The sequence below is a fragment of the Imperialibacter sp. EC-SDR9 genome, from assembly GCF_902498805.1.
GTDB lineage: Bacteria > Bacteroidota > Bacteroidia > Cytophagales > Cyclobacteriaceae > Imperialibacter.
This window is the reverse complement of the sequence record NZ_LR701588.1, coordinates 66,925-85,807: the sequence shown is the minus strand read 5'-3', so window position 1 is coordinate 85,807 and position 18,883 is coordinate 66,925. Positions and strand designations below refer to the sequence as shown.

Annotated in this window: 13 protein-coding genes; 6 read left to right on the top strand and 7 right to left on the bottom strand. The window is 46.5% G+C overall.

Annotated features, from left to right (window positions below):
• Positions 1 to 2: 2 nt before the first annotated feature.
• The 4 genes from GC130_RS16070 to GC130_RS16055 all read right to left on the bottom strand — a co-directional run bounded on the left by GC130_RS16070 (position 3) and on the right by GC130_RS16055 (position 6,777).
• On the bottom strand, positions 3 to 4,055 hold the full coding sequence (locus GC130_RS16070; protein ID WP_193217882.1) for a SpvB/TcaC N-terminal domain-containing protein: 4,053 nt from the start codon (positions 4,053 to 4,055) through the stop codon (positions 3 to 5).
• 267 nt (positions 4,056 to 4,322) lie between these two features.
• The gene (locus tag GC130_RS16065; protein ID WP_151999354.1) at positions 4,323 to 5,213 is read right to left on the bottom strand and encodes a hypothetical protein; all 891 of its coding nucleotides are present in this window, start codon (positions 5,211 to 5,213) and stop codon (positions 4,323 to 4,325) included.
• Complete coding sequence (locus GC130_RS16060) at positions 5,210 to 6,307, bottom strand: hypothetical protein (RefSeq protein WP_151999353.1); 1,098 nt, start codon at positions 6,305 to 6,307, stop codon at positions 5,210 to 5,212. Before GC130_RS16060 ends, GC130_RS16065 begins: the two co-directional genes overlap by 4 nt.
• The gene (locus GC130_RS16055) at positions 6,304 to 6,777 is read right to left on the bottom strand and encodes a hypothetical protein (protein WP_151999352.1); all 474 of its coding nucleotides are present in this window, start codon (positions 6,775 to 6,777) and stop codon (positions 6,304 to 6,306) included. Before GC130_RS16055 ends, GC130_RS16060 begins: the two co-directional genes overlap by 4 nt.
• 394 nt (positions 6,778 to 7,171) lie before the next feature.
• Between GC130_RS16055 and GC130_RS16050 the strand changes: the two genes are divergently transcribed.
• Genes GC130_RS16050 through GC130_RS16040 form a run of 3 tightly spaced genes read left to right on the top strand, consistent with a single transcriptional unit; the run spans position 7,172 to position 11,464 of the window.
• Positions 7,172 to 8,941: a c-type cytochrome gene (locus GC130_RS16050; protein WP_370455789.1), complete on the top strand. Its 1,770-nt coding sequence runs from the start codon at positions 7,172 to 7,174 to the stop codon at positions 8,939 to 8,941.
• A gap of 11 nt (positions 8,942 to 8,952) precedes the next feature.
• A complete protein-coding gene (locus GC130_RS16045) occupies positions 8,953 to 10,185 on the top strand; it encodes an aminotransferase class V-fold PLP-dependent enzyme (RefSeq protein WP_151999351.1) in 1,233 nt (410 codons plus the stop codon).
• A gap of 52 nt (positions 10,186 to 10,237) precedes the next feature.
• Positions 10,238 to 11,464 carry a selenocysteine synthase gene (locus tag GC130_RS16040; RefSeq protein ID WP_151999350.1) on the top strand — a complete coding sequence of 409 codons (1,227 nt, stop codon included), beginning with the start codon at positions 10,238 to 10,240 and terminating at the stop codon, positions 11,462 to 11,464.
• Positions 11,465 to 11,523: 59 nt separating this feature from the next.
• Here GC130_RS16040 and GC130_RS16035 read toward each other — a convergent pair whose 3' ends face one another.
• The 3 genes from GC130_RS16035 to GC130_RS16025 form a co-directional block, all read right to left on the bottom strand.
• Positions 11,524 to 12,765: an amidohydrolase/deacetylase family metallohydrolase gene (locus tag GC130_RS16035; RefSeq protein ID WP_151999349.1), complete on the bottom strand. Its 1,242-nt coding sequence runs from the start codon at positions 12,763 to 12,765 to the stop codon at positions 11,524 to 11,526.
• A gap of 71 nt (positions 12,766 to 12,836) precedes the next feature.
• The gene (locus GC130_RS16030) at positions 12,837 to 13,301 is read right to left on the bottom strand and encodes a RidA family protein (RefSeq protein ID WP_151999348.1); all 465 of its coding nucleotides are present in this window, start codon (positions 13,299 to 13,301) and stop codon (positions 12,837 to 12,839) included.
• Positions 13,302 to 13,503: 202 nt separating this feature from the next.
• Entirely contained in the window at positions 13,504 to 14,385 is an 882-nt protein-coding gene (locus tag GC130_RS16025) for a hypothetical protein (protein ID WP_151999347.1), read from the bottom strand.
• A 168-nt stretch (positions 14,386 to 14,553) separates the two neighbouring features.
• Here GC130_RS16025 and GC130_RS16020 point away from each other — a divergent pair, with 168 nt between their 5' ends.
• The 3 genes from GC130_RS16020 (at position 14,554) to GC130_RS16010 (ending at position 18,847) form a co-directional block, all read left to right on the top strand.
• The gene (locus GC130_RS16020) at positions 14,554 to 16,131 is read left to right on the top strand and encodes a solute:sodium symporter family transporter (protein ID WP_151999346.1); all 1,578 of its coding nucleotides are present in this window, start codon (positions 14,554 to 14,556) and stop codon (positions 16,129 to 16,131) included.
• Positions 16,132 to 16,184: 53 nt separating this feature from the next.
• Positions 16,185 to 17,042: an inositol oxygenase family protein gene (locus GC130_RS16015; protein ID WP_151999345.1), complete on the top strand. Its 858-nt coding sequence runs from the start codon at positions 16,185 to 16,187 to the stop codon at positions 17,040 to 17,042.
• Positions 17,043 to 17,110: 68 nt separating this feature from the next.
• Positions 17,111 to 18,847: an arylsulfatase gene (locus tag GC130_RS16010; RefSeq protein ID WP_151999344.1), complete on the top strand. Its 1,737-nt coding sequence runs from the start codon at positions 17,111 to 17,113 to the stop codon at positions 18,845 to 18,847.
• Positions 18,848 to 18,883: the final 36 nt, after the last annotated feature.

Sequence of the window (18,883 nt, the reverse complement as noted above, 5' to 3'; positions counted from 1 at the left end):
GCTTAGTTCTGGAAGTTGTAGATATAACTCTTAAGAATGTTCTTTTTTTGATCCCTTATCAGTTTAAGTCTCCCAAAACTGTCATATTCGTAATGAGAGAGGATATTATTCAGGTCGTTTGAGGATAATATATTACCAAAATCATCATAGGAATATGTGGTCATATAGCCCCCTGAAGGAAAAATTCGCACTTCATCCAGTAGAGTTCCTGTGCCGCCAATGGTACCGTTGGTGGCAGTAGTCTCTATGAATTCCCAATTGCCAGCCCCGACTTTCTGCCAGTAAGTGAGTTTTGGGCTTCCTGTCACTCCATTGATTGTGTAGGTGCCATCGTTGCTTTTTTTGCCGGCCAACGCCGTTGTGTTATTGCCGATAGTTTCAAAACCTTCATATTGAACAGAAGCTTCTGAAAAATAGCCTGAAGAGCTTGCTAGTACCAAGGGTCTGTCAGGATCGTAAATGCTGTGGGTGATCATGCCGTTTCTTTCCTTGGTATCAATCGGAAGACCACGAGTCAGATCATAACTTAGGATTTCATTTTCTTTCTGCCAAGTGCTGGAACTCGGCTCAGAGACCCAGGCTGAGAAAGCTGATGAGCCATTTTTCTTCCAGGTATAAGACTTGTAGGGAGCAACCTTTGTACTATCCTCAGCTATTTCATCGAAGCTCCAATACTTCCACCTCGTGGCTGACGCTTCGACAACTTCACCATTGATCGTGCGTGTTTGTGAAACGACTGGGGTAAGACGGCCTGTAGTTCTGGCAGGGTCGTACACTTCCCACCAATAAGTATTGGCGGCCACGATTGTTTCGTACATGTCTGTGGTAGTTTCTGTGGCGAGTTGCCCTGCAGCGTTGTAGGTATACGTAGTTCCGGTGGTAATGCCATTCGTGGTCGACGAGGAGGCATGAGGTCGTACTCTGTATTCGTAGGGAGATACATCGTCGATCACATAATCTTGTACTGACTCGGAAACGAGTGGGAAAGTATTACCAACCCCAGAAACGTAAACGGTGCTGTGAACTTCAGTTCTATAGGGTAGGCCATTTAGTTTTCGATAATTAGCAGTTGTATTTCCTCCAAGACTAGGAAAATTATTTCCCAACGCCGAGGGCGGTAAGCCATTGAAAAAGTAGTTGATGGTATGGCCAACATAATCAATTAAGTTATACCCACCTTGCGGTCGCGCCTTAGTAGAGGTCTTTATTTCATTAAATTGAGGGATACTGCCAGAAGGGTCCAAACTGGCTGTGTTAAGAGTATATACAAAACTACTCCCATAATCTGTGCTGCCTTGCCCAAGGCTTTTGTCTTCGCCTTTTTGCGATACCACCCACTTCTTTATGGTTCCTGCGAATTGTTCGTCTTGTTTGCGAAAGATTGTGATGGAGCCTTGATCATAATGATTCGAGGAATTGGGGTACGATACAATCGTATTGAAACCAACCTGTGGGCTTGGTCTTTGATTCTGCCCCCCCTTAGCGTCAATCATAAATCCTGAAAATCCGGTGAGCCCTCCCAGGACTTTTCCATTTTTAAATTGGTAGTCTTGAAAGTTGCTGGGGTTGGAGCCGGCCACGATAAAGTCAAAACCACCCTGACCTTGCCTAAGTGCCAAACCAGATGAGACGTTTGGTATAACGATCGGGTCAACAGTATAGGAGCCATCGGTATTTCTGAAGTAGATTCTGTCCTTTATAGCCATAAACCCATTTCCAGCAATTATATTTCTCGGCTCATATAAATTCTGTGAGGTAGTATAAGGGCCATCCGTTATCCAATAGCCTGTAACAGGATCGTAGAATTTTCTACCCACTTTCGTCGAAGTGGAGAGATGTAATACCATGTCATCAGAAAATGAGTATTTGTATCTCTCATCCAGTGATGAATTGTGATGATATGTGACTGTGGTAGGAATAAATTTTTCTCCATCAAACCTGAAAATTCCGCCTTCTGTATTTTTCAATATTGCTACCATTGAATTATTAGTCCAAACAACAGGATTGCTATCAATCCCGCTGTACACTGTTGAGTAAGTTGTAATATCAATAGTTTGAGGGTCTGGTGTATCTGCATAATCGTGGTTCCATCGGTATATATATTCGGTTTTGCCGGCCGCCATTAACAAGGCAAACCCATTAGATAAATGCCAGTAACATGGGCCTTCTGTAGGATCCACATTAACTCCGGTCTCGGAAAATGTACCGTACTTCCAAGTTCCTCTCCCATTTTTATAATACAATCGCATATCGTCATCACCAGAAACATTGTGAGTTATGAAGTAATTATTGATGGCTCCATAGTAGTATGTTCCTGGAGGCTTGGTTGCGGCAAGTTCATCCCAGACACTTCCTATCCATTCGTACTTGATATGTCTGCCTTCAAGGCCGCCAATTAGTACAAAATCTTCACCGGCTAGTAAACGTGGACTAGCCCCTAACCCAGTGCTGATGTTGTCCGTGAAAGTGTAGCTTGTGGGAATCCAGTTGGCAAACCCATTGGGATCTCTCTTGTATAAATGGAGATTGTAGACGCTGGGGTTGCTGGAATTGCTAGGTTTGTTGAGTGTGGCAAAAAAATCCTTACCGATCACTATTTGGAAATTTTGATCCTTAACTCCATCTGTTGCGGTTGTAAGATTGACACTTACAAGCTCATTCACTCTCTGAGTGTTCCACTTACCCGCATCCCAGGTTAGTACGTCTACAATAACCGACTGCCCGGCATCACTGTGAACTCCTCCTGGTACGTTTCTTCTGGTGACTACGGTATAGTCACCACCAATGAAAATCTTAGGTTCTTTGTAACTGTTCTCTTCAGGGAGTGTGTAACTTAAGCTGGAATTAGTTATTTCAACCTCATAAAAAAAGAACTCAGAACCCCCATTTGTAGGTAGTACGATTTTAGACAGTGCCCCTGGGCCGAGAGGGTCGTCTGCTCGTTCATATACGAAATTGTAATCGGCACCAGACAGAATAACACCTTGTCCGTCTTTTTGAGTAATAGCAGTTAAGGTTCTCTTGTAAGGATAGCCGGAAGAATATGACTGAAGTGAACCATAGCCAAACTCAATTTCCTTCAGCAAAACATCTTGTTCGTTATATAGCCCTACTTTTGATACGTACTTGGTTTCAAACTTCTCCTGATATGGGTCAGGCTCAACGGTTTCTGTATGTGGGTCGGTGTACTCCTGCGGGTCCTTGTTTTCAAGCGTAAAAACGATTTTTCTCCCGGCCAAATTTGATATTTGTTTTAAATAAGAAGCCTTTGTATGCTTGGTGATGGTAAGTGGCGTTGTTCCATCACTTACATGCTCTTCCTCGAGCTCATAACTAAAAAGCAACTTATCACCCCAGGCATCTTCAATCTCGGCAAGGTCCCAGATATATATCATTTCTTCTTGCCCTCCCTGAATTGCACTGTGGCCAATCCAATTACCCCAGCGAACCATAGTCTGAACGGCATTCTGTCCGAATCCCACATTCCCATACCTGTATTTCATGCCATTCTCCCTGGTAATCTGCCATACTTCACTCACAACGTCATAGGTGATCTTCCAGGGTTGGTATTGTTTTGTCTTGTAAACCCAAATTGAATTATTTGTGCCCTCGGATCCATTTGGGATCAGCTCGTAGGAAGTCCCACCTTCCTGAAGATAAAAATCATCATCATCCCGGGAGCCGGTTCCTTTATGGTCTGCAATAATTCTGGGCCTGTCTATAGACCACCCCAAACCGAAAGGCCCAGTAGGAGATTCCAGATTTCTGACATTGGCTAACTCTTTTGCATTAGCTGAATTGTAAAATATGGAAGCGCTGTAGGACAAAGAACCACCTCTCCCCGATAAACTCATCAATGGAAAAGGAAACTGCACTTGTCCATTAAAAAGATTCACGCTGTTTTCCAGAAAACCAGCGTTGTCGGGCGAGAGGCTGAACGACTTAGGCTCGGCACCGCTCAGGGGCCCCATTGATTGTGCTTTGGTAAGTTGAGCTGCTCCAGCTGTAAAGAGCAGCAGAAAGAGTAGCGTAACTGTTTTTATCAATCTATTCATAGCTATTACATTTTTCATATAGACTAGCTGATTTATTTAACAATAATGGCGGATCCCTTTACCCTTGGGTAGTGGGTTGAGCCCAGTGTGTTGGTGATTCTTAAAATGATTTGACCGCCTTCGTTCAAGCCTCCGATAGCTCTATCCAGTTGGGAGTCTTTTGGCTGGAGCTCAAGAGATTTGAGGATAGTCAAAAGACCGCATAGGGCGACTGAAGGTCGACTAAAAATTTCTGACAGTTCTTGTTGACTTTTACTCATAGCAAAATTACCTGATGATTACAGCAAAACCATTTACCCAACAGGATGTACCACCCGTATTTGTAACCTGTATTGTTACAATTCCTCCACTGTTGATCACAGCTGCTGAGAAGTTTACCGCACTTATCGTGGTAAGAGAATATTGCTGGTAGTCGCTATCCCAGGCAAGCGCTCCGTGCCAGAGAAATTCCTTGTTCCCTGAGTGAGTAGTGTTACCGATAATAGTAATCTCGGCCCAAAATGGATAACTATTTGATTCAAGAGGTATGTCACTGGTGGTGACAATGGTTGACGTAGTCGGATACAGTCTGACAATCTTACTATTCCCTCCAAAGTAAAGGGCACCATTTGATTGTATCCCTCCGCCTACAACGGTGGCTGAGCTAGTGATGTTTCCAGTAGCTGTAACTGCCCCTCCGGCGATGAGATCGCCTGTAGATTTGATGTTGCCACTTACATCCAGTTTTTCGCCTGGACTTGACGTGCCAATGCCAACGTTGCCCCCTCCCTTAATCACCAGTCGATTGGCTCCAGATGTTTGTAGTCGGATATCATTGTCAGCGGAGACGCTTGGAGACAGGTTTCGCAAAAACATGATATGGGGGTTGTCACCAGTTTCATCCTGAATAAGGTCGAGGTAGCCATGACTATCGGTAACCCTAAATTGGAACGTCTCATAAGTATTCCTACCTATCCATAGGCTGTTTGCTGATGTTCCGCTAAAGAACTGAGCGTTTTGTCCCAATACATTCAACTTCGAGGTCAATTCAGAGGTGCCAATCCCAACTTTACCATCTCCTTCCACCACATTAACTTCGTCAGTGTAGATTTGAGCTTTCAATTCCACCACTCCCAATGCGATTGTGAAGAGTAGTGCGTAAGTGTTTTTTAGTTTCATTTTTTGATCGATTTTAGTTCTTTTTCCATGCCATCCATTCTGGCTTTTTGCTCAGCTATCTGCTTGTTCTGTTCAATTAGATAAAGCGTCAACTCCTCCACCTTTTGCAGTAATTTGACGTTCATTTCAGTCAAGTTTAAGCCATCTTTCATTACCTCGGCCTCGGTGGGTATTTCCGGCAGATGCCTGTTTCGTTTGATAAAGGTTTCCACATCAGAGAGGGGCGTGAGTTTATAAGAGTCTTGAAAAACAAAGTCGGCGTAGGTGGTAGTGCTGGAGTAATAAGTGTCGGCACGGACGGCACCTACCACTTTGAGCTTGTCAGTTGGTAATGGATCACCAATCCCAACCTTTCCGTCTGAAGTAATTGTTAGGTATTCCACGTTGTCGTGGTGAAACCTGGCCGTACCTAGGAAGTTGTCGAATAGCCAGTCATTTTTAGTTGGGGCACCCTTTAAAACAAGCTCGCCTCCTTCCGATGGGCCGCCTTGAGGTTTGATGATAATAGCCCCCCCGTTGCTGTCAAAAGAAGCGCTATTGACTTCGCCGTCGGCCATAAGTTTGCCCGACGACTTGATGTTGCCTGCCACATCCAACCTTTCTGATGCGCTCATTTTCCCAATGGAAATATTTCCAGAGCTATGAATCGTCATTCTCTGGAAAGTGTTTTCAAAATCAACATTTGTCCATTCAAAAGGGCTTGAGCCTGAGGCTCCAGCTATGAAGCCAAGTTCCCCATTGCTTCGATGTATTAATCCGGTGAAGTCATTGCTTCCACTATTTCCAATTTTCCATTTTAGGCTTGGTTCATCCCATATTAAATCCCCATTTCGAGATGATAAAAAAGACGATCTTACATATCCGTTATTTACTGAGTTAACGACGGCGTCCAGCTTTATGCCCCCGATGCTATTATGTATATAAACCCCTCCGGAGACGTCCAGCTTTTCTTCAGGCGCAGTGGTTCCAATGCCCACATTACCATTTGTGCCTTCCACTACATTCACTTCATCTGTGTAGATTTGGGCTTTCAGTTCAACAACTCCAAATACAATAGTTAGGAGTAATAGTGAATAAGTGTTTTTTAGTTTCATTTTTTGATTGATTTTAGTTCTTTTTCCATTCCATCCATTCTGGCCTTTTGCGCAGCTAATTGCTTGTTTTGGTCAATCAAATGCAGCGTTAGCTCTTCCACCTTCTCCAGCAGCTTCATGTTCATTTCCAGCAGATTTACCCCGTTTTGTTGCATTTTGTCGGAAGAGGGAATGCCTGGCAGGTGTTTGTTTTGCTCTATGTAGGCTTTGGTGTCTTCGAGAGAGGGGAGGGGGTAGTCGGCTTCGAAGACATAGTCTGGGCCGGGCACGTTGAGGTCTACTTTTACTTCTTCGGCGGATACGGTACCGTCTACTGTGAGTTTTGGTTCTGGAGCGGTGGTGCCAACTCCAACCTTGCCTCCCAGTCCACCAATTATCTGCACCTCATCTGTATAAAGTTGAGCCCTAAGCGAAAAAGAAAAAACTAGGCTAAATCCCAGGCAGGCTGCCCGGAAAAATGAAGTTTCCATAGGTTGTTACAAATAGGTTGAAAAAAGAAGTAAACAATATAAGTATTCAAAATTTAAAAACAACCAATTGTATATTTTCTGATTGATAATTTTTGTTGACACAACCCTTAATTAGTTAATAGTGACAATATTACCTCACGTCATAAAAGAACCGGCTAATAGAGAGTCCATTTGTTTGTTTGGGTATTTTGCTGTTGATATGAATAACTCTCTGTCGTTTTAAGATACCTGCCGGACATTTTTTTACAGTGGGGTGCGTCACCTTCTTTGATTAGACCGGTGAAAGCTTGCCCTCACAAAACACTTTCAGAGCCGTTCCAGTAATTGTGTCCGCACACAAGATCATTTTAGAATGTTTTTTTATATATTGAACAAACACTCTATATGAATTAACATGGCAAGACGGCGCTTCTTACCTAAACAGGTATGGTTTCATCCATTGATCACTTTTATCTGCCGGTCGGCGTTGGCTGCAGGGTTTGTTGTCATGGTGTCGTGCAGCAGCGGCCCGCAGTTCCCACCCGGCGATCCTGACGATGGCGGCCTTTTTCTTCCCGGTGGCTTTGAGGCATTGGTGGTGGTCGACAGCCTGAAGGGCAAAACCCGCCACATGGCGGTGAACGACAATGGCGACATCTACGTAAAGCTCCGATTTCCACAAGAGGAAGGGGGCAATATGGGGCTTCGGGATAACGACGGCGATGGCAAGGCCGACGAGCTGCAGGTATTTGGTAACTACAAAAACGACGGTAGCTACGGGGCAGCCATGAGAATCTATAATGGCTATTTATACTACGGCTCCCAGCTGGCGGTGTATCGGCAGAAGCTGGTGCCTGGCAAACTGGTTCCGGATACTGAAATAGAAACGATTTTAACAGATGACCACGAGCATGGCAGCCATGAGCATATCGCAAAAGTGGTCTCTTTTGATGATAAGGGAAATATGTATGTCCCGTTTGGCACGCCTTCGAATGCCTGCATGCCTGTAAAACGGACACCCAATATGCCAGGAATGGATCCATGTCCCCAACTGGAAGATCATGGGGGAGTCTGGAAGTTTGATGCTAATAAGCAAAACCAAACGCAGAAAGATGGCACCAAGTTCGCAACGGGATTGCGCAGCATTGTGGCCATGGATTGGAATACTGAAGACAATAATCTGTACGTAGTCATGCACGGTCGGGACGACCTGCTCAGGCTTTGGGCGCAGAAGTACAGTCCCTGGGAAAGTGCCATGCTGCCAGCTGAGGAATTCCTGCGGGTGACCGAAGGCACCAACGCAGGTTGGCCCTACTGCTACTACGATCAGATAAAAGGCCAGAAGATACTCGCTCCCGAATATGGTGGCGATGGCGACAGCATCGGACGCTGTGCTGATTTTGTAGATCCTTTGATGGGTTTCCCAGGACATTGGGCGCCCAACGATCTTTTCTTCTACACGGGCGATCAATTTCCCGAGCATTATAAAAACGGTGCCTTTATCGCTTTTCATGGCTCCACCAACCGGGCACCCTATCCGCAGGCGGGCTATTTCATTGGCTTTGTGCCCTTCAGGAACGGGCAGCCCTCAGGCGATTGGGAAGTGTTTGCGGATGGCTTTGCTGGCGTAGACCCCGTTGTTAATGTAAGCGATGCCATTTATAGACCTATGGGCATAGCCATGGGCCCCGATGGCTCACTTTATTTTTCTGATACCGAAAAAGGGAAAATCTGGCGGGTAATGTACAAGGGAGATAAGGGCAGCTTTGGCACCGAACAACTGGCTAAAATGGAGGAGCGCAAGAACGCCTCCAATATCCGCACACCTGATAAGATAGAAGACAACCTGGAAAAAGGAGTGAAAGTGGCAGGGGAGAAGACCTACCTGACCTACTGCGGCTCTTGCCATCAGAATAATGGCAAGGGTGCTTCGGGCCGGTTTCCGCCATTGGCTGGAGCGCCCTGGGTAGTAGGCGACAAAGGCTTGCTTATTAGTATTGTGCTCAATGGCATGGAAGGAAGCATTACGGTAAATGGGGAAGAGTATAACAACGTGATGCCTCAGCACAGCTTTTTGAGTGATGATGAGGTGGCCGGGGTGCTTACCTATATCCGGCAAAGCTTTGGAAATGAGGCCAGTGCGGTTTCCACGGAAGATGTAGAAAAAATACGACGGACATTATAAACTATCAGAACATGTTAAGCAGAAGAAAACTTGTAAAACGCTTAGCCAGTCTTCCTTTGATAGGAGGGTTTGTGGGCAGTGGTATTCCTATTCAATCTGTTGCAGCTGTAGCGCCAGTAGCGAAACCTGCGCAAAACTTATTCAAAGAGCTGGGGATACGCCCATTGATCAATGCCCGTGGCACCATGACCTTCCTGTCAGGTTCTTTGATGGAGCCTGAGGTGATGGCGGCGATTAACGCAACTGCACACGACTTCGCCAACATGCATGAACTGACCGATAAAGTGGGTGACCGAATTGCAGAGATGCTGGAATGTGAAGCGGCTATGGTTACTTCCGGCGCTGCTTGTGCCCTAACGATAGGAACAGCTGCTGCCATCACCGGCATGGATATGGACAAGATCAAACAAATCCCCAACCTGCCCGGCCCGCAGCCTGAGGTGATCATTCAAAAGAAGCATCGCTATGTGTTTGATCAGGCGGTGCGCAGTGCAGGGGTGAAGCTGATAGAGGTGGAGAATGCGAAGGAAATGGAAGCCGCCTTCAATGAACGGACAGTCATGACACTTTTCTTCAATGGGGCTGTCGATTGGTATGGCATTGAAGACAGTATCAACCACGAGGATTTTGTGGCTATCTCCAAACGCAATAATATACCTTCTTTTATAGATGCGGCAGCTGATGTGCCGCCGGTTGAGAACCTTTTTAAGTACCAAAAGATGGGATTTGACCTTGTCACTTTTTCCGGAGGCAAAATGATCCGTGGGCCACAAAGTGCGGGACTGCTATTTGGCCGCAAAGACTTGATTGAGGCAGCCAAGCTGAACTTCTCACCACATGAGAGCCCTATCGGTCGTTCGATGAAAGTTAACAAGGAAGAAATTTTTGGTATGTACGCCGCTTTGAAACTCTATCTTGAAAAGGATCATGAAAAAGAATGGAAGGAGTGGGAGGGACGTGTAGCCGATATCACCAAAACAGTAGAAACCGTGCCAGGCGTGAAAGGAGAGATGCACATGCCAAAAGGCCGGGCCAATGTATTCCCTGGTCTGCTGGTGAAGTGGGACCAGAGCAAGGTAAAGATTAAGCCAAAGGACGTGGTAGAAGAGCTGCGAGCTGGTGAGCCCAGGATTGAGACGTCTGCCGGAGACGATGCTCTTCGCATCACCGTGGTTACTTTGTTACCCGACCAGGTGCCAATTGTTGCCAGGCGAATCAAAGAAGTGCTTCAGGCCGCAGTGTAATAATGCCGGAGCCGACCTGTTTTTAGTTAAGACCTATTTAAACGACAAAGCTATGCTAAGTAGAAGAAAACTCATTAAACGCTTATCAGCTGTGCCCTTCATTGGAGGGATCATCGGTGGTGGAGTGCCTCTTGCAGCCATTGCCGCTGCACCTGCAGCCCCTTACCGTGATTACTTTGCCGAGTTGGGCGTGCGCACCTTCATTAATGCGGCGGGCACTTACACCGCTATGACTGGCTCTTTGCTAAGAGATGAAATGAAAGACGCTTACAACTACGCCTCGGAGCATTATGTAATGCTCGACGAGTTGCAGGATAAAGTAGGCGAGAGAATTGCAAAGTTGCTTAAATGTGAGGCAGCCACGGTCACTTCCGGAGCCTTTTCAGCAATGACTTTCGGGATGGCAGGCGTGCTCACCGGCATGGATCCCAAAAAAGCAGAGCAAATTCCACACCTGGAAGGCACAGGGATGAAAACAGAGGCGATCATTCAGAAGTCTCACAATATTGGTTATGCTCATGCTGTGCGCAATTGCGGAGTGAAAGTGATTGAGGTGGAGACAAAAGAACAGTTGAAAAAGGCCATCAACAAAAACACGGCTTTGATGCTTTTTATCAATGCCTATGAGCCTAATGGACAGATCAATGCAGAAGAATGGCTGAAGACGGGCAAGGAGAATAATATCCCCTGCATGAACGACTGTGCGGCTGATGTGCCACCAGTGGAGAATCTGTGGAAGTTCACCCAAATGGGCTATGACCTGGTATGTTTTTCAGGAGGCAAAGGCCTGCGAGGCCCCCAGAGCGCAGGCTTACTGCTCGGTAAAAAAGAACTGATAGCTGCAGCCCGGTTAAGCGCTCCACCAAGAGGGAATACTGTCGGCAGGGGAATGAAAGTGAACAAGGAAGAGGTGCTCGGCATGTGGGCGGCGTTGGAGGCCTTTGTAAATGGAGACCATGAAAAAGAATGGAAATTGTGGGAAGGCCAGATCAACCTCATTGCCGACGCCGTAAAGGGTATCGATGGACTGACCATCAAAATTCATGTGCCTCCCATTGCCAATCATATTCCTACCCTGGATCTCTCGTGGGATACCAAAAAGGTAAAGATATCAGGCAACGGCCTTAAAGATGTGCTTCGAAGCGGCCACCCGTCGATAGAGGTTGCTGGTGGTGGCGAAAACTCCGTCAGCATCACCACCTGGATGATGCGCCCCGGACAGGAAAGAATTGTTGCGGACCGAATCCGTGAGGGCCTCGAAAAGGCAGCAGCGGGTTAAGGGGCGGGTGTGAAGACACACCATACGACATGGTATGTCCACACCCGCCTTACATGTAGTTACCTTGGCAGCACCACCGGATTAGCAATGCCATTCAAGTCGTAGACGATTCTTCCTCCCTTGATCGTCATTTCGCATTCAAATTTTTGTGTGCCGGTTTCTTTATGCCCCCGGTAGTCGAAGAAGCCAAAGTTGCCTTTCCGCATATTTAGAATAGCCACGTCGGCAATAGCCCCCTCGGTAAGGTGCCCGAGCTCCGTTCGCTGGATAACCTGCGCAGGCTTCCAGGTGGAGGCATTGATGACCAGCTCCAAATCCATTCCCATCTGAAGGAATTTCGACATCACGCTGAGCTGATCTTTCATGGCGTTGTTGAAGCTGCCAGCGTGGATGTCGGTGCTGATGGTGGTAGGATAGAAACCCGCTTTGATGGCAGGGATGGCCTGTGAATAAGAAAAGCTGATCCCACCATAGCCTACATCAAACACGATTCCTCTTTTTTGCGCATCCCAAACAAAGGGCTTCAATTTTTTGGTGGCCGGATCGACAATGGGTTCTCTCGTATCCAGTTCCCCGAAGGCATGGGTGAAAATGTCGCCTGGCCTGAGGTGCTTCATAAATAGCTCCTCGATCGACAAAGGAGGGGTGTTTCCACCAAAATCAACTATCACAGGCATTTTTGCAAGGTTACCTGCTTCTACGGCATTGTCTACCGGCGTCCATTCCGGGCCGTTGAAATGAGCCACTTTGAAGCCTACAATATGTTCCCTGTTTGACCGTGCCACAGCAGCAGCCATGCGGGGATCCATGTCATTCAGGTTCTGCTCGTACACGCCGCCCCTCATGCCTTCACCTACAATGTTGAGAAACGACAGTACCCTGGTTTGAGAGTTATCAATGATGTTCTCTTTGAATGTAGGGAACGACTTCCAACCGGCTCCCCCTGCGTCCACAATGGTAGTCACACCTACACGAAAGGTGAATCCGTCCGGCATAATAGCCGTCAACCCGTCGCTCAGGTAATGATCAGGTTGCGTGCCGAAGAATACATGTCCATGTATGTCGATCAGCCCCGGAGTAATGTACATGCCTTTCGCATCTACCACCTGCCTGGCACTGGTAGCATCGATGGTCTTGGCTACCCTGGCAATCTTTCCATCGTGGATGGCAACATCCATCAGCTCATTGATGTTGTTTTTAGGGTCAATGACATGACCGCCTTTGATAACGATTTGGTAGGGTTGTGCTATAACGGAGCTCACAAGAAGCGATAGGCAGGCAATCAATAAAAAGCGTCTCATTGTATTGAGTTAAGGGTGTGAAAGGGGAAATTGACCCTGCTTCATTAGAAAGCAGGATCGTTAATAGTATTTTAAACGTAAGCGATACAGTCAATTTCTACCAACGAATCACCGGGTACGCCGCCATAGGTAGCTACTGTAGTTCTTACAGGAGGTTTGGCACCGAACCTGCCTTTGTAGACTTCGTTCATGGCTTTGTAGTCGTTCAAATCGGCCAGGAATACGCTCACCTTCAATACTTTTTCCATAGAAGAACCGGCATTGATCAGTTCTTTTTCCAGTTCCTTTAGCACATGATCGGTGTGTGCTTTGATATCGCCTTCGAAATGTGCCCCTTTTCCGGCGATAAACACCAGATTGCCCATTTTTGTGGAGCCTGAAAACAGCGGCATGTCCTGAAAGGTGGTGATGTTATTGGCTTTCTTTTCAAGTGCTGCGGGTGATGCGTTGGCTGATGAAACGGCTCCAAAACCTGCGAAGCCAGCTATACCGGCAAAGAGTTTTTTCAAGGTTGATCTGCGTTCTAGTTTTTCCATGATAAGAGTCAGTTTAGCGTTGTATGATTGAGTACAAGAGTAATATGACGGACAGCCTCAATTTGAGAAAAAAAAGCGAGAGTTAAAACTCTTATTGTTTGATAAATAGGAGATGTGTGCGCAAACATCAGGCTAGCGACTCCAAATTTCGATCGAAGAGTGAAGCGGGAAAGCGGCGATTCAATATGATGAGCTCTGGTTTTTACCTTGCCTGATTCACATAATCCACTTGAATTTGAAGTATTGGTCGTGCGCCGCAGGAAAGTGTAAGTGCATTTTTGTCTAGAGCAACCACATACCGGTTGCTATTCAGACTGTTAACAATCCGGGTGGTAGGTGTCTCGGTGATTGTATAAAGGAGTTTGTGGTGCCTTTTTCTTCTCTGGAAAATACTGACCTCTTTTTTCTCGTCGTCTGCCTGAACGTAGTACTCCTTTCCTAATGTTAGCTGATCCTCAATCATAGAAACTTCAAAAGGCCGATTGGTTTCTGCTCTGAAAGTCGAGTTCGATGTTTTCACAATTTCTGCCCTCACTTTGCCCTTTCTGGCAAACGTTGCCCCGCTTTCGCCCAATGAAAAAGTGAAGTCTTCCTTGTTGTTTTTGGTTACTTTAGTTTGCTCACCTTCCTGTTCCAGGGTGCGGCAGATGGTTGCAGCTTCATCGACGTCTCTTCCGCTACCCGTGCACAACTGGTTCCCTGCTTGCACTACAAAATGCTGTCTTTTTTTGGGTTGGCCATCTATGCTGTAGTTTGTAGTCTTCAGGGTAAAGTCTCTGCTTTTATCCAACCTCAGGAGATAACCCAGATCGAGGCACAAATTGCTGTTAAGGTCGAAAAAAAGACCATTGCCCAGATCGAAGCCAAGGGGGTGGTAGCCCACAGGCTGCTCATGGTATTGATCATTTATATAGGAATAAGTTTTTTGTCTGATTAAGTCGGCCCGCAAGCTGTACCTGTCGAAAGCAGGGCGAATGACTAACGGCTCTGGAAGGACCCGTGATGCTGAGTCAACCGGAATAATGCGAGGCCCCGTGCAAGCGGAAAGGCAGATGATTAATAGCCAGAGTGGTGTGTTTTTCATAGTTATTGAATGCTGTTGCGGATACACCCTCAAGATTTGTACCAAGCGGGGATTTCGTGTCTACCGAGTCAAGCGAAATTACGGGAAAGCCACTTTGAATAATTGAATGAGGAAGAAATATCATTCTGGTGTATATTACCCTTTCGCTTAATAACTACACCTACTTACATGCTACTTACCTTTTTATCTTTTCTTGCTTTTACCAGTTTCGTTGCCCTCTTTTCGTGGTACAAACTCCGCAAAGACAAGCTGGACACACAGGATGGTTATTTTCTCGGTGGCCGGAGTTTGACGGGTGTCGTCATTGCGGGCTCCATGTTGTTGACCAATATTTCTACAGAGCACCTGATAGGGATGAATGGCTCGGCTTACAAAAATGGCTTCATCATCATTGCGTGGGAGGTGACGTCGGCGGTAGCACTGGTCATTGGCGCTCTCTACTTCATTCCGACGTTCCTCAAAATGGGATTGACAACAATCCCGCAATACCTTGAGTACCGCTTTGATCGAATCACCAGAACGCTGGTGGCTCTTTTCCTGATTGTGTCCTTCGTTGTAACGCTGTTGCCAATTGTGCTTTATACCGGTGCTATTAACCTCGAAAGCATCTTTAATGTGTCTGAAACACTAGGTGTCACTCAGGGACAGGGGCTGTGGGTGACAGTTATCATTATAGGAGTGATAGGCTCCATTTATGCCATTTTCGGCGGTTTGAAGGCTGTAGCCTTTTCTGATACCATCAATGGGTTTGGGTTGTTTATAGGAGGGCTACTGGTGCTTGGGTTTGCTCTTTGGGACATCGGTGATGGCAATATGATCGAAGGTCTGAGCAAAGTGTACAAGGCCGCTCCTGAGAAGTTCAATGTAATTGGGACAAAGGATTCGGTGCTGCCATTCGAAACGCTCTTTACCGGGTTGATGATTAATCAGCTATACTTCTGGTGCATGAATCAGACCATTATTCAACGGGCTTTTGGTGCGGTGAGTTTAGCGGAGGCGCAGAAGGGTCTTTTGTATACAGGCGTGCTGAAGCTGCTGGTGCCGTTGGTCATCATTTTGCCAGGCGTGATCGGCTTCTACTATTTCGGCGACTCTCTTTACAATAACCAGGACTTGATCTATCCCGAGCTCATTAAAAAAGTGTTGCCGGTAGGCCTCACCGGCTTTTTCGCTGCAGTGGTGCTTGGTGCGGTATTAAGCACGTTTAACAGTGTGCTCAATAGTACGGCGACCATTTTTAGTTTGGGTATTTACAAGCGGCACCTGAACAAAGACGCTTCTGAGAAACAGTTGGTTTGGATAGGGAAATTGACTTCTATCATCCTTGCCGTTTGCGCCATTATAGCCGCTCCTATGGTGGCAGGAGCTCCAGAAGGATTGTATCAGCTTCTGCAGCAGCTCAATGGTATCTTCTTTATTCCCATCGCTTCCATTCTTATCGCAGGCCTTTTTATACCCAGAATATCTGCTGTGGGAGCAAAGGCCGCTCTTTTTATTGGTCTTGCATTCTATATACTCACAAGTTTCGTGTTTAAGGTCGACATTCACTTCGTACACTTGTGGGGCATAGAGTTCGTTTTAAATATGGTAGTGATGTTCGGCGTGTCCTACTTTTACCCTAATACCAATACGTTTAAACCCGCCGATATTGAGTCGATACAAATGCATCCGTGGAAGTATGCCAAACATCTCGGGCTGCTTCTGGTAGTGCTTACCGTGGCTATTTACATTTGGCTGGGACAATGAATTGGTTTAGAATCTCAGTTTGAATTATTATCTTAGTAAAAATTTATGCACCCATGAAGGACGTTACGCCGCATCAGATGGAAGAGCTTTGGGAAGAAGATCTTTTAGAAAGATATCCCGAAGAAGGAAAACCTACCAAAGCAAAAGACGAATTCAGAAACTACGATGACCCCGCCAGAGACACGGTAAGGGAATTTTACCGGGTCAACCACATCCATCAGACCTATGATTTTGTGATGGCAAAGGAAAAGGAGTTTCTCAAGTTTGATAAGCGGGAAATGAAGCTCTGGGATGCGGTGGAATTTCTAAACACCCTGGTGGACGATTCCGACCCTGATACTGATCTGGATCAAACGCAACACCTCCTTCAAACTTCTGAAGCCATTCGTGCTGATGGTCATCCTGACTGGTTTGTGCTAACGGGTTTCCTTCACGATCTGGGAAAAGTGCTTTGTCTTTTTGGTGAGCCTCAGTGGTGTGTGGTTGGCGATACTTTCCCTGTTGGTTGCAAGCACTCAGACAAGATCGTGTATCCTGAGTTTTTCAAAGACAATGCCGACACCTACGACGAGCGTTTCAATACTAAATACGGCGTCTACGAACCAAACTGCGGCCTGGATAATGTTCATCTTTCCTGGGGCCACGATGAATACATCTACCAAATTATGAAAGACTACCTTCCGCAAGAAGGGTTAGCCATGTTGCGCTATCATAGTTTCTACTCACAGCATAGGGAGAATGCCTATGAGCACCTGATGAACAAGGATGACCATAAGCTGTTTGAATGGGTGAATAAATTCAATCCGTACGACTTATACTCAAAGGCAGCCACCCCTCCGAATGTGAAGGAGCTGAGACCTTTCTACGAGGACCTTGCTTCGAAATACCTGCCCGACACTTTGAAGTTTTGATCTGAGAAAACACTAACAGTTACGACCGGAAGAACCTGAACCTCTTCCGGTTTTTTTAATTCTAGCTCATGAGAAATCTACTATTGTCTTTTATTGCCGCGTCTTTTATTGGGTGTCTTTCAGGTTGCGAGGAACCGGCACCGAAGCGCCCCAATATTCTTCTTGTTCTTACAGACGATCAGGGCTGGGGCGATCTGGCTTTTCACGGTAACGACAGCATCGATACACCGCACCTTGATTGGCTGGCACAGCATGCCACGGAGTTTACAAGGTTCTACGTTTCTCCAGTTTGCGCTCCCACCAGGGCGAGTATCCTCACCGGACGCTACCATTTGGCCACCGGAACCTCATGGGTAACGCACCGAATGGAAGTTATGCGTGAGGAAGAAGTGACAATAGCTGAGGTGATGAAAGCTGCTGGCTACCGAACTGGGCTGTTTGGTAAGTGGCACAATGGCAAACAGTACCCGCACGACCCGGTAGGACAGGGCTTTCAGGAGTTCTTTGGTTTCAAAGAAGGGCACTTCAATAACTACTTCGATGCTACGCTCACCCATAACTTTGAGGAGGTAAAAACACAAGGATACATGGCTAATGTGCTGGCAGACAAAGCCATGGAGTTTATGGCGAAAGAAGGCCCATTTTTGTGTATGCTGACGCTCAATACCCCTCACGGACCTTTTCAGGTGCCGGACGAGTATTTTGATAAGTATGCGGCTATGGGTTTTAACAATAAAGACGCAGCTGTTTACGGGATGGTCGAGAACATTGATGATATCATTGGGCGCCTGCTCGATCACATAAATGCAATTCAAAAAGAAGAGGAAACTATCGTCATTTTTATGACCGACAATGGGCCGAATGGTGTGCGCTATAATGGCGGCTACAAAGGCATCAAGGCCCATGTGGACGAAGGAGGAGTAAGAGTACCGTTTCTAATACGGTACCCAAGACTAGGCTGGGACAAGGGGAAGAAAATTGAAAAGATGGCGGCGCATATTGATATGCTACCCACGTTGGCTGAGTTGACTGGAATTGCGCTGCCTGATAGCCTGGGTATTCATGGAAGGAGCTTGCTGCCAATGATTGATTCGGCATCGGTCTGGCCTGATCGAAAGTTTTACACCCATCAGGTGGCTAGAGAAATGGATACCATTCCGTCGGCAGTGCGCACTGATCGATATTTATTGACGATGAAACCTAACGAAACTGCACTGTATAACCTGTTGGCCGACCCTTACCAAAAGAAGAACATTATCGATTCGCTACCAGAGCTGGCGGCAAGTATGCAGGCCGACTATCGAAAATGGTTTGCTGAAGTAACCAAAAACGGAACAACGCCAGAACCCATTCAGGTAGGTCATACCCAAGTGCCCGAAATAGAGCTGCCTGCGCCAGATGTGTTTGCTAAAGAAGCGATAGCATTTAAGGGAGGCATTGGTTGGGCCAACGACTGGTTCACCGGCGTGAGCGACGAGTCAAAAGCTAGCTGGGATCTGCTGGCGGTGGACACAGCCACCTATGCAGTGTATGTGGAAATGGCATGTGAAGCAGCAACCCCTTTTAATGTTCGCATTTCGCTTGGAAGTGAGGTGGTTCAAAAAGAAGTTTCCGCAAGCCTTTCGGCTCCGCAACTAGAAAGCCCCGATCGTGAAGACAGGGGCGAGGTATATGAAAGAAAATGGCCATTGGTATTTGCCGGCAACCTGAAAGTAAACCAGGGAAGTGGCGAACTAAGTGTCAGTGTTAACGGTTTTTCGGGAAGCAGCCTGGAGATTAAGTCAATCAGGTTGAGGATGTTATAATGATTGATGAATTAAAGTGAAAAAAGTATTGTGTGG

Excerpts from the sequence above, each read along its gene's own strand:
- GC130_RS16070 (WP_193217882.1), bottom strand. The coding sequence starts at position 4,055 with ATGAATAGATTGATAAAAACAGTTACGCTACTCTTTCTGCTGCTCTTT.
- GC130_RS16065 (WP_151999354.1), bottom strand. The coding sequence starts at position 5,213 with ATGAAACTAAAAAACACTTACGCACTACTCTTCACAATCGCATTGGGA.
- GC130_RS16060 (WP_151999353.1), bottom strand. The coding sequence starts at position 6,307 with ATGAAACTAAAAAACACTTATTCACTATTACTCCTAACTATTGTATTT.
- GC130_RS16055 (WP_151999352.1), bottom strand. The coding sequence starts at position 6,777 with ATGGAAACTTCATTTTTCCGGGCAGCCTGCCTGGGATTTAGCCTAGTT.
- GC130_RS16050 (WP_370455789.1), top strand. The coding sequence starts at position 7,172 with ATGGCAAGACGGCGCTTCTTACCTAAACAGGTATGGTTTCATCCATTG.
- GC130_RS16045 (WP_151999351.1), top strand. The coding sequence starts at position 8,953 with ATGTTAAGCAGAAGAAAACTTGTAAAACGCTTAGCCAGTCTTCCTTTG.
- GC130_RS16040 (WP_151999350.1), top strand. The coding sequence starts at position 10,238 with ATGCTAAGTAGAAGAAAACTCATTAAACGCTTATCAGCTGTGCCCTTC.
- GC130_RS16035 (WP_151999349.1), bottom strand. The coding sequence starts at position 12,765 with ATGAGACGCTTTTTATTGATTGCCTGCCTATCGCTTCTTGTGAGCTCC.
- GC130_RS16030 (WP_151999348.1), bottom strand. The coding sequence starts at position 13,301 with ATGGAAAAACTAGAACGCAGATCAACCTTGAAAAAACTCTTTGCCGGT.
- GC130_RS16025 (WP_151999347.1), bottom strand. The coding sequence starts at position 14,385 with ATGAAAAACACACCACTCTGGCTATTAATCATCTGCCTTTCCGCTTGC.
- GC130_RS16020 (WP_151999346.1), top strand. The coding sequence starts at position 14,554 with ATGCTACTTACCTTTTTATCTTTTCTTGCTTTTACCAGTTTCGTTGCC.
- GC130_RS16015 (WP_151999345.1), top strand. The coding sequence starts at position 16,185 with ATGAAGGACGTTACGCCGCATCAGATGGAAGAGCTTTGGGAAGAAGAT.
- GC130_RS16010 (WP_151999344.1), top strand. The coding sequence starts at position 17,111 with ATGAGAAATCTACTATTGTCTTTTATTGCCGCGTCTTTTATTGGGTGT.